Consider the following 16,098-nt stretch of genomic DNA (forward strand, 5'->3'; position numbering starts at 1 on the left):
CATTATTATGTCAATTCAAGTTTACGGAATCCCCAACTGCGGAACCTGCAAAAAAGCTTTCCAGTGGCTCAAAGATAGCGATGTTAATTACGAGTTCATTAACACAAAAGAACAGCCGCCGAGTCGCGAAACAATTCAAAGCTGGGTAGCTGCTTTGGGTTTTCAACCCATGCGAAATACTTCCGGTCAATCTTACCGCGCTTTGGGCGACGACAAGAATAATTGGACTAGCGAACAGTGGGTGGAGGCTTTTGCAAAGGATGCGATGCTGCTGAAACGTCCTCTTTTCGTGAAAGATGGAACGGCTGTTTTAGTTGGTTTCAAAGAAGACGTAATTCGAGAAAGATTGGGCATTTCAACAAGCTGAGCTCAGCCTGTTGTGCGCCGCAAAAACTTAAGTTCGCCCATATCATCCGAGAAACCCCAACGCTCGTAAAACGGCATCATGTTCGGCAAACAATTAAGATAAAAATGCTCGACAGCTTGCAGTTCGGGATGAGTTAAAACCGCATCCATCAACTTCGCACCCAGTCCCATCTTTCTATGTGTCGGCTTGATAATCACATCAAAAATCATTGCTCTGTATACGAAATCGGTAATGACGCGGGTAATGCCAATTAGCCGATCGCTCTCATCGACAAAACCAATGATAACATCAGTTGCCGCCAGCATTTTCACAACATCTTCCCGCGTCCGCTTGTCGCTCCAAAACTCGTTTTTATACAAATCCATCAAGTCGGAAACCTGGCTTTCGGTCAAAGTTTCGACAATTCGGTAGTTATCCATTTTATCGGTCATACTCTACTTTACCGTAATCTAGTTTAATTGCGCGATCGGCTAAATCAAAATAGCGGTCATCGTGACTAATCACAAACACCGTTTTCCCCCGCCGCTTCAACTCCGGTAGCAACTGCTTGTAAAAAATATCCCGGAAAAACGGATCTTGATCAGAAGCCCATTCATCAAACAAATAAATCGGTCTATCTTCCAAATAAGCCGTCAGCAAAGCCAGCCGCTTTCGCTGTCCCTGAGACAAAGCCGTAGTTGACAAAACTCCGTCTTTCACCTGAACTTTATTCTCCAGATGAAACTCTCGCAAATATTCAGCAGCCTGCTTGTCCAAATCATGATTAGTCATCCCCAAAAGCCTTTCAAACAGATAGAAATCCGAAAAAATAGCAGAAAAATGCTGCCTGTACCACTCTCGATTTTCCTCAGTAATTGGCTGACCATCTAGGAGAATTTTTCCCGATTCAGGAATGTACAAACCAGTGATTAACTTAGCTAAAGTAGACTTGCCGCTGCCATTTCCCCCAATTATAAACACCAATTGACCCGGATGAAACTTCAAGTTTAGCTCGCCCAAACTAAAATTGCTATCTTCTTTTTCTCCCGGATAGCTGTGAATTATTCCCTTTAACTCCAATGTCTCCCACTCAGCAGTTTGAAACGGTTTAACCGTTGAATTTATCTCAGCTTGACTCGCCAAAGCCAATCCCATTCTCTCTATCTTTTCCACCGAAGTATTAGCACGAAAAATCGCCGGCAACCTTTGCAAAATATTCTGAAACGGAGACATTAAATAGGTACTTGTCAGAATGTAAGCTGACAAAACCGGAGTAGAAACTGGCACAAACTTCGGTAAAGCAAATAACAGCAAACCCATCAGCATAAAAAATAGCAATTGCCCGACTCCAATCGCAACTGCACCAGTATTCAAAGCAGTCACGTTATAATCGCGGGAAGCATCAGCACTCACCTGCAATTGTTCCGTAAAAAACTCTTGGCGGCGCAAGGAATGCAGTTTAAGCTCCTTAATTCCATCAGTAATACTGCGAAAATGCTTAAATAATATATCTTGTTCTTCTCTGGCTAAATCGAAAAATTTCCGCATTTTGCTGAGCAACAACTGCACCGTGCCAATCATCAGCACCAGAAAACCAAATACAACAACAAAAACCGTCCCCGAAATCGTGCTTAAATAAGTTAAGCAGCCGACAACAACGGCGATATCAACACAGAGAAAAGGAATCAAAAATATAGTATTAGAAAGCGTTCCCACATCATCTGTGAGAGTTGCCAGCAAGCGGTTAGCGCCCAACTCTTCCAAATTCCGCAAAGGAGTAGACAAAATGCCACGGCTCAAACTCAGCCGCAGATTGTAAACAGCTTCTTGAGAAAGGTAGATTAACAAAAATTGGGAGACAAAGCCACTCAAAAGAGCCAAGATTGCTAATCCCGCAAAATACCAGACTAAATTAGCATTGGAATTGTCGCTGATTGCCCGATTAATTAGGGAAATTAACATAGCGCTGCAACCGCCGCTGATTAAGCCTGTGAGTATGGCGATGGAAACATTTAACCAAGAAGCCTTTAACAGTAACCAAATTACATTCATCTAATTTTACTCTTAATTTAAATTTGGAAACTCTGGAATAAACCAAGCAAATCCCCTACTTCTTGGTTACAATCTCGCTCGCCAATGAATTTGATTCAGAAGTCGGGGATATATAGCAATCCTCGCATCAGTTGTAAAAATATGTAGGGGTAGTGCTACCCCTACTCCCCGTGCCTACCCCCCCACGGATCGGGGCAACCACGGGGGGTTTGCCCCTACAACAATTACACAATTCATTTAGAATCGCTATATAGCATTAATTTTATTCTTGTACTTCCGTTTCCTCGGTTTCAAATACTACTTTTGCATAAATCTCGTTCATCGACATTTGCACTCCCAAGGAAGCAAAAGAAACTGTTGCTGTTTCTCCCTCATATTCCTGAAATAACCATTGATTAGATTCAGTTTTAATATACTGTTTGACTAACAATTCGTATTGGCTGACTAATACATATTCACGGAATTGAGGAATCGATCGATAAAACCGAAACTTATCCTCCCGATCGAAATCCTTGGTAGACTTAGAAAGCACTTCCACAATTAGCACAGGATTGAGAATCTCATCACTGCGTCCCTCGTTGAAAATGGGTTCTCCTTCAATCACCATTACATCCGGGTAAGTTCCCCGTCGGTACCGAGGAATCCACAACCGCAAATCGTTGTGAAAAAGCTCATAGGGCTGCCCCTCAAGCAAATTTCCCAAGACTCTACTCAAATTTCGGATAATCCGGCTGTGATTAATACTACCACCAGTCATTTGTACAATTTCTCCATCGCGGTATTCATTTCTAAACTCAGCAGTTTCCTCTAACTCCCGGTACTCATCTAGAGTATAAATTTTTTGCTTATTTTCTACTAACATTTTTACCTCTACAGTTGCGACTAATTTTTAACGACGGAGGATTTTATAGAATATGATAGCAAATTTTCAGGTAGCTTGAAAGGGTGCGATTTGAGATATTGCACCCAATTTTATATGGCATTGGTTCCAGAACTGTTTAATTCCATAACTGTTGCTTCATGCAGCACTGGAAAATTCACCGAATTAGCAATAAAACAAACATGATGTGCGTTGTCGTGCAAACTGCGGGCTTTTTCCAAATCGTCACCAGCTTCGATTGTTACCAGCGGATGCAAAATTACCTCGGTAAACCGAATCTTTCCATTCTTTTGTGCCATCTTGCCCGTCGCTGCATCCGAGTAAGAGACTACCCGAATCCGAGCACGAGCGCACAAAGCAAGATAGCTCAACATATGACAAGCTGACAGTGCCATCAACAACAAATCTTCGGGATTGTACAGAGAAGCATCGCCCCGAAAAGTCGGGTCTGCCGAACCCACAAATGGCGGCTTACCCTCAATATTTATGGCATACTCACGAGAATAAGCGTCGTAAGATGAAGTAGAACCTTGACTGGCACCCGTCCAAACAGTGTTGATGCGGTAGACGTGTTCTTTAGTCATTCTCAATTACCCACTTTTATCTGCGTTAATCAGCGTGAATCTGCGCTTAAAAATCATAATTAACAGTATCAGGAGTTACGCAAGTGTCATAATTAGTAAGGTGCGTCAGAGCGTCAACTCTTGATTACCCGTTGATAATGAAAGTCTGACGCACCCTACAACTCGATAGTCCCCAGTTGGCCTTAGTCCTAAGTATATCACAACAAAAAAGAAACGCCCAACTTCAAAGAGTCAGGCGTTTTCCACTATTTCAAAACCAGGAATAATTAATCCCGGCGAGACACCAAATTCGATTCAACTTTCGCAGCCACCACAGGTTGCACCTGACTCAATGCAGACTGCAAGATGGGAGTTTTGGTAATAGCATCATTAGCCAAATTAAACAAAGGGTTTGACAAAATGCCCGCTAATGTTGTCGCAACCAAGGTGAGTACAACGCTGACTTGCAAAGGCCGCAGCCCCTGAAGGTTCCAGCGAATTTCGGGATAATTCTTTACCGCGTCTGACATTTCTTGAGGTTCTTTTACTACCATCATCTTCACAACGCGGATGTAGTAGTAAATCGAAACTACGCTGGTAATTAATCCCAGAATAACTAAGCCGTAAAGTCCTGCTTGCCAGCCGGCCCAGAACAGATAGATTTTGCCGAAAAATCCAGCCAGGGGCGGAATTCCACCAAGAGAAAGCAGGCAAATACTTAAGGCTAAAGTTAACAGCGGGTCTTTTTGGTACAAACCCGAGTATTCGCTAATTTGGTCGGTTCCAGTCCGCAGCGAGAACAGGATGATGCAGGCGAAAGCGCCCAAGTTCATAAACAGGTAAACCAACAGATAAAATATCATGCTGGAGTAACCGGCTTCTGTTCCTGCAATCAAACCCAGCATCACAAAACCGGCTTGGGCGATCGACGAATAAGCCAAAAGCCGCTTCATGCTAGTCTGAGCGAGGGCAACCACATTTCCCAACACCATGCTGAGAATGGCTAAGGCCGTGAACACGAACTGCCACTGTTCGATAAGTGCGGGGAAAGCACTTGTTAACAAGCGGATTGCTAGGGCAAAACCGGCTGCTTTGGAACCGACAGAAAGAAAGGCAACAACGGGTGTAGGAGAACCTTCGTAAACGTCAGGAGTCCATTGGTGGAAGGGAACGGCAGAGATTTTGAAGGCGATTCCGGCGATCGCAAAAACCAAAGCAATCACCAAACCGAGAGATTGACCTTCATCCACAGTAGAAAGGTTAGCAGCGATCGTACTCAGCTTAGTTTCGCCGCCAGACAAGCCGTACAGCAGCGACAGCCCGTAGAGAAACACCGCCGAAGAAGACGACCCAATTAACAAATATTTCAAAGCAGCTTCATTGGAACGCGGGTCGCGTTTTGTGTAACCCGTCAGCAAATAAGACGAGATACTCAGAGTTTCCAACGAAATAAAAATCATCACCAATTCATCAGCGCCGCTGAGGAACATTCCCCCCAAAGTAGCGGTTAGCAAAATGCCGATAAATTCCGCTAAAGCAGTACCCGTTTGCAGTACATAGCGGACGGATATCAAAATAGTGACAGCCGTACTCAAAGCGATAATTCCGCGAAACACTAAACTCAAGGCATCGCTGTTAAAACCGCCCAGAAACGAGATGGTATCCGTGTTATCCCACTGCAAACACAAAGCAGCGACGGCGGCCAGCAAACCCGCAACGGCAACGTAGGGAGTCCAACCCGAGGAACTGCGGCCTACGATTAAATCGCCGACGAGAACCACCAAGAGGGTGATGATGACAATTCCCTCTGGCAAGATAGTTCCAGCATTTAGCTGGGCAGCAAGAGTAGCAAAATCCATATTTTCAGGCAGGTTGGGTAGTACAAGCCGCAAAGGCTGTAATGGGCTGTGAACTTGTAAAAATTCTTTACCAAACACAGATTGTAGCGGATTACAGCTTCGCGATCCCAGTTGGGCGGGTGTTTGTTGCCGGAGAGTTGATACTCGGTAGCGGTTTTGCATACATTTGCGGGCATTGTAGAGATTGCCGACTGATGTCACCTGCGAGGAGAGTCGCGATCGACCATAACTGCCACAATGTAGAAAGTTAAACCAGTAATGTGGCATGACTGACTCGCTAAGTGCCTATAAACGGCAGATTCTCAATGACTTCAACAACCGCCCCGACTACGAGAATGAATTTCACAAACAGGCTGCAACTCGGTTAGTAGAATTGGCAAAAGTGCGATCGGGCAAGCTTGTTCTAGATATAGCCACCACAACAGGTTTAGCGGCGATTGCGGAGGATGCACTTAGGTCGATCGGGTTCCAGAAAATATGAGTCGCCTTTTCTACACCAGGAATGCTTTATATAGTATGTCTAAACTACTCAATTTCATCTGTATCTTTATTATTACCGGCTGCCTACTGTTTGCTTGTCATTTTCCGGAACCTCTAAAAGTAAAACCCCCTCCCCTGAAAGTATCTTGTGTTCCTTTTGTTGGCTATACACCTCTAATCATTGCTCAAGAGAAAGGATTCTTCAAAGCGCAAGGGGTAGACGTGGAACTCAGCTATGTAGACTACTCACAATTGCAAGACGCGGATTTCAGTGCAGGGAAGTATGATGGGATCGGATTGACCTTGGGCGATTTTATAATCTTGAGTGCCACAAATCCTGATATGCAAGCTGTGATGGTTGTGGATGAATCGACAGGTGTAGATGTTGTAGTCGCCCAATCCGACATTAAAACAATCCCTAACTTGAAAGGAAAAAAGCTTGGTACACATCTAGGCAGCTTTAGTGAAGTTTTCGTTACTGAGATGTTGAAAACCTCTAAACTGACGAGCGATGATGTTAGCCTGGTTAAAGTCGAGGCTTTAGAAGTTCCCGATCGCTTACAAAACAATGCTATCCAAGCAGGACACACTTGGGAACCGCATCTTTCTGAAGCATTAAAATTAGGGGCAAAAATTTTGTTTACAAGCAAGCAAACCCCAGGCTTAATTGTGGATTTGATCGCGTTTCGGGGTGAGGCGATACGCGATCGCCCCGAAGATATTCGCGCCTTTGTGCGAGGCTGGCTTCAAGGCTTGTCCTATTGGGAAGCAAATATTCCCGAAGGAAACGAGCTCGTGAGCAAAGCGTTGAATATTCCCATCAAGACAATTTCTTTCGAGGGAATAGACCTCACTGATCTTGCAGAAAATCAAAAGTTTTTTCAATCAGACAGCCCTAATTATATCTACAAAACTGCCCAGAAATATGCGGACTTTTTTATTCGCGCTGGCAATGTGACGCGCCTTCCCAATCTAGAAACCTTGTTTAATTCTTCTTTTTTAACCCCCCCTCCTAGTCTGAAACCATGAAGCGCTCGTTTTTCAACAGCATCTTTATTATTATTACCTGCTGGCTGCTGTTTGCTTGTCATTCCCCGGAAGCTCTAAAAGTAAAACCTCCTCCCCTGAAAGTAAGTTGTATCTCTTTTGTGGGCCATAGACCTGGCATCATTGCTCAACAGAAAGGATTCTTCAAAGCGCAAGGAATAGAGGTGGAACTGAGCTATGTAGACTATTTACAATTGCAACAAGCAGATTTCAGTGCAGGGAAGTATGATGGGATCGGATTGACTTTGGGCGATTTTATAATCTTGAGTGCCACAAATCCTGATATGCAAGCTGTGATGGTTGTGTCTGAATCGACAGGTGCAGATGTGGTAGTCGCGCAATCGGACATTAAAACAATTCTTAACTTGAAAGGAAAAAAGCTTGGTGCAAATCTAGGCGGCTTTAGCGAAGTCTTCGTTAGTGAGATGTTGAAAATCTCTAAGCTGACGAGCGATGATGTTAGCCTGGTTAAAGTTGATGGTTTAGAAGTTCCCCAGCGCTTACAAAACAATGCTATCCAAGCAGGACACACTTGGGAACCGCATCTTTCTGAAGCATTAAAATTAGGGGCCGATATCCTCTTTACCAGCAAGCAAACCCCAGGCTTAATTTTGGATTTGATCGCGTTTCGGGGTGAGGTGATACGCGATCGCCCCGAAGATATTCGCGCCTTTGTCCGAGGCTGGCTTCAAGGCTTGTCATATTGGGAAGCCAATATTCCCGAAGGAAACGAGCTCGTGAGCAAAGCGTTGAATATTCCCATCGATACAATCTCTTTCGAGGGAATAGACCTCACTGATTTTGCAGAAAATCAAAAGTTCTTTCAATCACACAGTCCTAATTATATCTCCAAAACCGCCAAGAAATATGCGGACTTTTTTATTCGCGCTGGCAATGTGACGCGCCTTCCCAATCTAAAAACCTTGTTTAATTCTTCTTTCTTAACCCCTCCTCCTAGCCTGAAACCATGAAGCGCTCCTTTTTCAACAGCATTCGTATAAAGTTAATCGTGTCGTTTCTCGTCGTTGCTCTGATTCCATTGTTGCTGTTAGCATTTATCAACAAACAAACAACTGAAAAGGCATTGACCGACAACGCACGACAAGCCCTATATGCAGAGGCTCACGAAACCGCTAACAGAATAGATGGGTTTATCGATGCGAATCTCAATGCCGTGCGCGTAGAAGCGATTTTACCAGGTTTGGCTGCCTATCTGGATCTCCCTCCAGAACGGCGAAATGGTAGTCCCCAAGAGATGTTAGCGACTGAAACCTTAACCAGGCTCAGTCGCAAAGATATGCTTAATATTATCTCCTATGCCTTGCTCAACTTAGAGGGACGGAATGTACTAGATACGAATACACCGGATGTTGGACGAGATGAATCCGGTCAAGATTACTTCCAAGAACCGCTCAAAACTCAACTATCTTTTGTTTCTAGTATTAGACAATCGCCGACAATTCCCAACCTCGTTACGCTCTTCTTTAGTAGTCCTGTTCGCGATGCGAAGGGAAATATATTGGGTGTATTGCGGGTGACATACAATGCCACATCTGTTCAGCAGTTGGTGACTCGCGAAACTGAACACGCAGGTGCGAAATCCTTAGCAGTTCTTTTAGATGAACACTATATCCATCTGGCACATAGCACTAGACCTGAACTCCTTTTCAAATCGATTGTGCCTTTGTCACCCAATGTTGTAGCGAAACTGCAACGCGAAGGGCGTTTGCCTAAGACTCTAACGAAAGAACTTACAATCAATTTGCCCGACCTCAAGCAAGCATTAGACACTAAACAGCCCTATTTAACCACACGATTGGCAGCTACGGGTAATAATGAGTTGAGTCTCTTAGCGATCGCCCACCTGAAATATAAACCTTGGTCAGTCCTCTTCGCACAACCCATTGCCGTTGCCCTAGCACCTGTAGAAAAACAAATACGTGATGCACTTCTTTTATTAGCAATCATCGCCACAATTGTAACTATCATCGCTTTTGCGATCGCACAACTATTAACAAAGCCTGTGATTTACCTCACCCAAGCGGTTGCCCAATTTACGGCGGGTCACTTAGATATGCGTGTGAAGATGCGATCGCGAGACGAAATCGGTCTGCTGGCACGATCCTTCAACAGCATGGCGAGGCAAATCCAAGAATCCTTTGAAACCCTCGAAGACAAAGTTAAAGAACGAACAGCAGAACTTGCTAATGCTAATCAGGAAATCATTACCCTCAACGAAAAACTCAAAGTAGACAACCTCCGCTTAGGTGCAGAATTAAATGTGGCGCGTCAGATCCAGCAAATGATTTTGCCTAACCCTGAAGAACTCGAAATTGACGGACTAGATATCGCTGGATACATGGAACCCGCTGATGAAGTGGGAGGCGACTACTACGACGTGCTACAGATCGATGGTGTTGTCACACTGGCTATAGGTGATGTCACCGGACATGGCCTGGAAAGCGGCATTCTGATGCTGATGGCGCAAACCTCAGTTCGCACTCTGCAAGAGATTCGTGAACTAGATCCCGTTCGATTCCTGGATGTACTCAACCGTACCCTCTACAAAAACGTGCAGCGCATGAATTCTGAGAAAAGTCTGACGCTGGCGATTTTGAGCTACTCCGAAGGACTGATCAGCATCAGCGGTCAGCATGAAGAAACGCTTGTTGTGCGAAAAAATGGAGATGTTGAGCGCATCGACACGATGGAGTTAGGCTTCCCGATCGCATTAGATGATGATATCGCAGACTTCATCAGTCACGTCCTGATTGAGCTAGAACCTGGAGATGGGGTGGTGCTTTATACTGATGGGATTCCAGAAGCCTATAACATCCGCAAAAAGCAGTATGGACTGAAGCAATTGTGTCAAGTAATTAGTCAAAATTGGCACAAGTCTGCAGCAGGAGTTAAGGATGCGGTGATTGTAGATGTGCGGCAACATATCGGTAAGCAGAAAGTGTTTGATGATATTACGTTGCTAGTCTTTAAGCTGCAGGCTGACGTTACTGAAAAGGGAAATTTAGTTAATAATATTAACTCTTCCAAAGAAATGCTACAATGAAGAACAAAGTTTGAGGAATACTTTATGAAAGTAAACTACCAAGAAAGAATTGATTTAACCGCAGACGAGTTAAAAATAATTCTGTCCGAGCAGCGAAATCTACCTAATAAACAAAAAATTCAGGCACTTTATTGGTTAAAAACGGGAGCGAGTCAAAGCCTTACAGATGTAGCTGAACGTTTAGGTGTACATAGAATTACTGTACATAGATGGTTAACACAATATACTGCTGGCGGTATGCCAGAACTATTAAAAATACGGCAAGCAACTGGTAGACCCCGAGTAATTCCCTCAGCGGTAATAGCCGGACTATCAGAAAAGTTAAGTGAAGAGTCCTGTGATTTTAAGACTTATAAAGAAATTGGTCAATGGGTAGAAGAGAACTATCACGTCTCAGTCAAATATCAAACATTACACAAGCAAGTACACTATCGCATGAAAGCCAACTTAAAGGAACCCAAGCCTGTGAGTAACGAAAAAGCTCAGGAGGCAGCCATTGAGTTTAAAAAGACTTCAAAAACCTTGGTCAAAAACGATTAAAAGAAATAAGATTACAGCTTTTAAACTAAAATTAATAGGTCAAGTAAAAGGGTATTTAAAAGCTTATTATTTAGACAACTATAGCACTCCTCGAATCATTTGTTAATTTCTTACTTCCTCCCCTTGATAAGGGGAGAGTTGGGGTGGGAGAAAAAATTTACGACGGATTTAGTATTGCTATATTAGCCTTAATCTATCTTACGTTTTTTTTAGGTGGAGCTACTTAGAAGATGGTTTGGAAACTGCAACGGTGGTAACACGGACATTCGGATCGAGGGCGTCACCTTGAGAGTAAATATAATCAAATGCCGATCGATCTTTAAGCATATTTGCCCGCAAAAATAGCGCGCTCCAACGGGCGATCGTTTCAATACCCACGGCTCGCTCTAAGGTAGCAGTATTGCGATCGGGCATCGCACCAGCGGGGTTATTAACATTGGTAATGCCGAAGTGATTTGCACCCATAACAGTAATCAAAGCTTTGGGTGGTGTTTGAATTTGGTCAAAGGTGCTTTGAGATCGATCGGGCAGGGCGACACCATCGATAGATCCTTGAATCAACGCCACTGCAATGCCATCATTAGCGATGGGTACAAATTCATTACCAATGGGATTCCGCAAGTTAGCTCCAAAAAATGCACCCGCTAATAGTTCTTTCGGGCGCGTAAATGGCTCTTGACACAAATACAATTCTGGGAGACATTTGTTAGCAATCACTGATAACCCGACTGCACCACCAAAAGAATGACCCAATAAACCAAGGCGCTGCGTATCGATAACAGACGCGATCGGAGATGTGGGCTTCGTGTTTTCGATCGCCATTTGAGACAAAACCGCCGCAATTTGCGAAGTTTCCGACGCCAAATTAGGGGGTGAACTGGGATTGAATGGCGAAGGGCGCAAATGGTTCGGAACGACTACCACAAAGCCGTACCGCGCTACCTGGCTAGCGTAATCTGAATAAAATGATTTATCTACAAGCGCACCTTGCAATAAAAGTACAATGGGGAAAGAGTAATTACCCGAATTAAGATCGGAGGGTTTAGGATAATAAATGTCAGCTAAATCCTTATTAGCAGATATCGTCGTACTGTAAAAGCTAGTTTCTTTAAATGGCGGTGCATAATCGATTGTTGTGGCAAAGACTTTGCTAGCAAGGACAACAAACGCAGCAATTGCACAAACAATTGCTAGGGTTTTTGCCGAAAAAAAATGAGGGTGGAAATTCATCATTATTTTGGGTTTTAGAGTGCGTGCATAAGCTAGTGAAAAAAAAGCAAGTCGGCGATCGTTGGTAATTTAAGGCTTGTTGCCGGAAAAGGTTTCGGACTTTGTGACTAAAAGTATCAACTTCTGATTAATATAAATTTGTGTAAAAAGTGCCAATAAACTGACTCATAAATAAACACGCTTCCTGATTTTACACCCTTTTTGACTACTTGGATTTTAGTGTGGCTTATAACCCGACCAAATCTTCTTTAGCAAAACATTTTTTAGAGTGGTGAATCGGAATTTCGATGGCTAATGTCGCCCCTTGATCCGGTATCGAAAAACAACGGAGTTGCCCGCCGTGATCGTCCACTACAATAGCATAGCTAATCGATAACCCCAAACCCTTTCCTTGGCCCACTTTCTTCGTTGTAAAAAATGGCTCAAATATGCGTTGTTGAATATCTTCTGTTATGCCCGGCCCATTATCAGTAATATAAATACCCACTTGAAAATCGGAGAGTAACTTCGTGCAAATAGTAATAGTAGGGATGGGGCTGTTATCATCCGGCTCTTTTTCCCAACTTTTTTGTGACTGCAACGCCTCAATCGCATTAATCAGGATGTTCATAAAAACCTGATTCATTTGCCCTGCGTAGCATTCTATCTTTGGCAGAGCCTCATACTCTTTGACCACTTTAATTATCGTTTGGTCTGCTCGATCTTTCAGCCGATGCTGCAAAATCATCAGTGTACTTTCAAGTCCTTCATGGATATCCACCGCTTTCAACTCAGATTCATCGAGTCGGGAAAAATTCCGCAGCGATTGCACTATTTCTCCAATTCTGTCAGCTCCTATGCTCATAGAAGCAATTAGCTTCGGCAAGTCATTCCTGAGAAAAGTGAAATCGATTGCCTCCAGTTGTTCCTGGATAGCGGCTGTGGGATTGGGAAAATCTTCTGCGTAGAGTTGCACCAGCCTCAGCAAATCTTCAGTGTACTCCGTTATGGGGCAGAGGTTCCCTTTAATGAAGCTAATCGGATTGTTAATTTCGTGAGCTACCCCTGCTACGACATTCCCCAAACTTGACATTTTCTCGCTTTGGATGAGTTGAGCTTGTGCATTTTGTAACTGTTGTAGAGCCAGCTCTAGTTGTTGGGATTTCTTCCGCTCTTTAGCTTCAGACTCCTGCAATCGCGCATTTTGCTCGTGCAATTTTTTTTGCAAACGCTGAATAGTTAGTTGATTTTCGACACGAGCTAAAACTTCTTCTAAATGAAATGGCTTGGTGATGTAGTCTACTCCTCCCACAGCAAATGCTTTGACTTTATCCAATACTTGATCTAAGGCGCTCAAGAAAATAACTGGAATACCCGAAGTTCTGCAATCCGCTTTTAGGTGTTGGCAAACTTCATAGCCGTTCATCTGGGGCATCGTGATGTCCAGCAAAATCAAATCTGGTGGGGTTGAACGCGATGCTTTTAATGCCATTTCCCCGTTTATTACGCCCCGAACTTTATATCCTTTGTCCCTCAACATAGTAGATAAAAGACGCAGGTTGTCGGGGGTATCGTCAACCACTAAAAGATTGGCAACATGAGATTCTAATTGCTGGCTGTTCATGGGATAATTTTTTCTGTTAAGGCAGTAATTTTATCAAATCGATAATTATGAATCCAATCGGTGAGAACCTCCGCAGAAGAAGTATCGGCTTCAGGGATTGTGGCGACTAAACTTAAAATCAGGTCGGCATCAGCATCGATAGCTCCATGATGTAATTGTATCACCCACTCCGTAGGCATTCTCGCCAAAGTTGTCCTTAAAGTTTCAGTTTTTTCTCCTTCTTTTACACTCAAGTCTTGACCCTCAAGCTGAGATAATGTAAAGTTCGGTAAATCTTCATAAATATACTGTACTCCTAAATGTTCAGCCATTTTGGCAAAAATAACTTCTTCTTGAAAAGGCTTGCTCACAAAATCGTCACAGCCTGATGATAAAACAATGGCTCGCTCTTCCTCAAAAGCGCTAGCGGTCAACGCAACAATCGGGGTAGCCTCATCTTGAATCTGGGCTTTAATTTGTCTGGTAGCCTCATACCCGTCTATCACAGGCATTTGCATATCCATCCAAATTAGGTGAGGTTTCCAAGTTTCCCAGATTGTAATAGCTTCTTGACCATTTTCCGCTTCGCGCACCTCCAAGCCAAGCGGTTCGAGAAGATTAACCAATAGCAAACGGCTCTCCCATTTATCATCAACCACCAAGATGCGATATGAGGGTTGGTTGGGTTCTAAACCAATTACCCGCCTTCTTGATTGTCGAGGTTGAACTTCAGCCATCTCAGGGGAGCTAATTTGGATATCAAAACTAAAAATTGTTCCTCGATTCAAGGTACTGCTGACGGTAATATCTCCTCCCATAAGTTGTACGAATTGTCGGCTGATGGGTAAACCCAAGCCAGTTCCTTCTTGAGATTTCCGACCCGCGTCAGTTTGTACAAAAGCCTTAAATAGAGAGCCTATCTCAGTAGGAGCAATGCCGTAGCCAGTGTCTTCCACTTCAAACGTAATAGTCCGTGGTTCGTTGTCTGTTGGGGACTTTTGTTTCTCACTAATTGCTGTAACCCGAAGTGTCACACTTCCCTTCGTAGTAAACTTGATCGCATTTCCTAGCAGATTAATTAAGACTTGACGCAATTTGCTTTCGTCAGTTTTTACATACTGAGGAATGTTAGAATTGATGTGCCAACTGAGCTGTAAACCTTTAGAATTAGCTTTGAGTTTGAGCATTTCTTCGAGAGAATGGAGCAAATGATACAGGTCAAAGCTAGTAGGATTTAAGGTAATCCGACCTGCCTCGATTTTAGACATTTCCAGCACGTCATTAATCAGCGTCAGCAAATGCTCGCCAGAACGACTAATGATGCCTATCTGTTCCTGCTGTATGTGAGAAAGGGATGAGTCGCGTCCCAGCACTTGGGTAAAGCCGAGAATTGCATTGAGGGGAGTTCGCAATTCGTGACTCATTTTTGATAAAAATTCACTTTTGGCCTTGTTAGCCGCATCTGCAACTTCTTTGGCTTGTTGTAAGGCTGCCTCTGCTTTTTTGCCCTCCGTAATATCGCTGGCTGTGCCAGTTATTCCTAGAATATTTCCCTCGGAATCCCGCACTACAATTGAATTAAACCGGAGATTAATAGGTCTGCTGTCTTTAGCTAAGTGTATAGTTTCATACTGAAAAACGGACTCTCCATTCAGCATACGTTGGAATATCTCGTTATTTTTGGCAAGTTGTTCAGGTGGCTTGAAATCAGTGAATTTTCGCCCTATCATTTCTTCAGGGCAGTAGCCAAAAATCTGTTGGACGGCAGCGTTGACGAAGGTATAACGCCCTTCAACATCAACTGACCAAATCATATCCTGCGATGTTTCAACTAAGTCACGGTATTTAGCCTCGCTTTCTTTGAGCGCTTCTTCTGCCCTTTGACGATCGGTAATGTCGTTAGTGACTAAGAGAATACACGCTTCTCCACCCAGCTCAATAATATCTGCTGATACCAGCATCTTCCTCACCTCGCCTGATGAAGTACGACAATCGAATTCCTGATTGCGAATCACTCCTGATTCTTGTAATAGTTGTTGGTATCTGTCACCTTCTTCTAAATTAACCCAAAGATTCAAATCCATTGCTGTAAAACCAATTACCTGTTCGCGAGAGTAAGTAAAAGTGCTGAGGAAACTGTCGTTCACTTCAATGTAGCGTCCATCTGCAAACCGGGCGATCGCGATCGGGTTAGGACTGGAACGAAAGGCTGTAGAAAACTTTTCCTCAGACTTGCCCAAGGCTATTTCTGTCTGTATTCTGACAGCCATTTCCTGTTCCAATTCTTGCGTTCTTTCTATAACCTTACGTTCCAGCGTTCGCGAGTATTCCCCTAATTGATCGTAAAGTTGAGCATTCTCAATAGAAATAGCAATTTGTGCAGATAAAACTTTTAACAATTCTAGGCGATCGGTAGTAAAAGCCCCCTCAGTCAAATTATTTTCCAAATAAAGAA

The 16,098-nt window shown here is 43.5% G+C and carries 14 protein-coding genes; 6 read left to right on the top strand and 8 right to left on the bottom strand.

The window, feature by feature from the left end; translation table 11 throughout:
• Nucleotides 1-7: 7 nt before the first annotated feature.
• Complete coding sequence (locus tag NDI35_RS25460) at nucleotides 8-367, top strand: Spx/MgsR family RNA polymerase-binding regulatory protein (RefSeq protein WP_445315155.1); 360 nt, start codon at nucleotides 8-10, stop codon at nucleotides 365-367.
• A 2-nt stretch (nucleotides 368-369) separates the two neighbouring features.
• Here the strand turns inward: NDI35_RS25460 and NDI35_RS25465 are convergent, their stop codons facing one another.
• The 5 genes from NDI35_RS25465 to NDI35_RS25485 form a co-directional block, all read right to left on the bottom strand.
• Entirely contained in the window at nucleotides 370-798 is a 429-nt protein-coding gene (locus NDI35_RS25465; RefSeq protein ID WP_445315156.1) for a GNAT family N-acetyltransferase, read from the bottom strand.
• Nucleotides 788-2,398, bottom strand: coding sequence for a cyclic peptide export ABC transporter (locus NDI35_RS25470; protein ID WP_445315157.1), 1,611 nt, complete (start codon nucleotides 2,396-2,398; stop codon nucleotides 788-790). The genes NDI35_RS25465 and NDI35_RS25470 overlap by 11 nt, the downstream gene beginning before the upstream one ends.
• Nucleotides 2,399-2,660: 262 nt before the next feature.
• A complete protein-coding gene (locus tag NDI35_RS25475; RefSeq protein WP_445315158.1) occupies nucleotides 2,661-3,260 on the bottom strand; it encodes a Uma2 family endonuclease in 600 nt (199 codons plus the stop codon).
• Nucleotides 3,261-3,370: 110 nt separating this feature from the next.
• Nucleotides 3,371-3,862, bottom strand: coding sequence for an OsmC family protein (locus NDI35_RS25480; protein ID WP_445315159.1), 492 nt, complete (start codon nucleotides 3,860-3,862; stop codon nucleotides 3,371-3,373).
• Between the two features lie 266 nt (nucleotides 3,863-4,128).
• The gene (locus NDI35_RS25485) at nucleotides 4,129-5,700 is read right to left on the bottom strand and encodes an NAD(P)H-quinone oxidoreductase subunit N (protein ID WP_445315168.1); all 1,572 of its coding nucleotides are present in this window, start codon (nucleotides 5,698-5,700) and stop codon (nucleotides 4,129-4,131) included.
• Nucleotides 5,701-5,965: 265 nt separating this feature from the next.
• Here NDI35_RS25485 and NDI35_RS25490 point away from each other — a divergent pair, with 265 nt between their 5' ends.
• From NDI35_RS25490 to NDI35_RS25510, 5 genes are read left to right on the top strand one after another with little or no spacing between them, the layout of a single operon-like run.
• Nucleotides 5,966-6,181, top strand: coding sequence for a hypothetical protein (locus NDI35_RS25490; protein ID WP_445315160.1), 216 nt, complete (start codon nucleotides 5,966-5,968; stop codon nucleotides 6,179-6,181).
• A gap of 35 nt (nucleotides 6,182-6,216) precedes the next feature.
• Nucleotides 6,217-7,209, top strand: a complete 993-nt coding sequence (locus tag NDI35_RS25495) for an ABC transporter substrate-binding protein (protein WP_445315161.1) — start codon at nucleotides 6,217-6,219, stop codon at nucleotides 7,207-7,209.
• The gene (locus tag NDI35_RS25500; RefSeq protein WP_445315162.1) at nucleotides 7,206-8,198 is read left to right on the top strand and encodes an ABC transporter substrate-binding protein; all 993 of its coding nucleotides are present in this window, start codon (nucleotides 7,206-7,208) and stop codon (nucleotides 8,196-8,198) included. The genes NDI35_RS25495 and NDI35_RS25500 overlap by 4 nt, the downstream gene beginning before the upstream one ends.
• Complete coding sequence (locus NDI35_RS25505) at nucleotides 8,195-10,291, top strand: SpoIIE family protein phosphatase (RefSeq protein ID WP_445315163.1); 2,097 nt, start codon at nucleotides 8,195-8,197, stop codon at nucleotides 10,289-10,291. The genes NDI35_RS25500 and NDI35_RS25505 overlap by 4 nt, the downstream gene beginning before the upstream one ends.
• A gap of 24 nt (nucleotides 10,292-10,315) precedes the next feature.
• Entirely contained in the window at nucleotides 10,316-10,831 is a 516-nt protein-coding gene (locus NDI35_RS25510; protein WP_445315164.1) for a helix-turn-helix domain-containing protein, read from the top strand.
• Between the two features lie 219 nt (nucleotides 10,832-11,050).
• Here the strand turns inward: NDI35_RS25510 and NDI35_RS25515 are convergent, their stop codons facing one another.
• The 3 genes from NDI35_RS25515 to NDI35_RS25525 form a co-directional block, all read right to left on the bottom strand.
• On the bottom strand, nucleotides 11,051-12,064 hold the full coding sequence (locus tag NDI35_RS25515; RefSeq protein ID WP_445315165.1) for an alpha/beta hydrolase family protein: 1,014 nt from the start codon (nucleotides 12,062-12,064) through the stop codon (nucleotides 11,051-11,053).
• A gap of 223 nt (nucleotides 12,065-12,287) precedes the next feature.
• Nucleotides 12,288-13,664 (bottom strand): hybrid sensor histidine kinase/response regulator, encoded by a 1,377-nt coding sequence (locus tag NDI35_RS25520; RefSeq protein ID WP_445315166.1) that lies wholly within the window; start codon nucleotides 13,662-13,664, stop codon nucleotides 12,288-12,290.
• A partial coding sequence (locus NDI35_RS25525) for a PAS domain S-box protein (RefSeq protein ID WP_445315167.1) occupies nucleotides 13,661-16,098 on the bottom strand: 2,438 nt, incomplete at its 5' end. The genes NDI35_RS25520 and NDI35_RS25525, both read right to left, overlap by 4 nt.

The sequence above is a fragment of the Microcoleus vaginatus FACHB-2002 genome (assembly GCF_040004035.1).
Lineage (GTDB): Bacteria > Cyanobacteriota > Cyanobacteriia > Cyanobacteriales > Microcoleaceae > Microcoleus > Microcoleus vaginatus_C.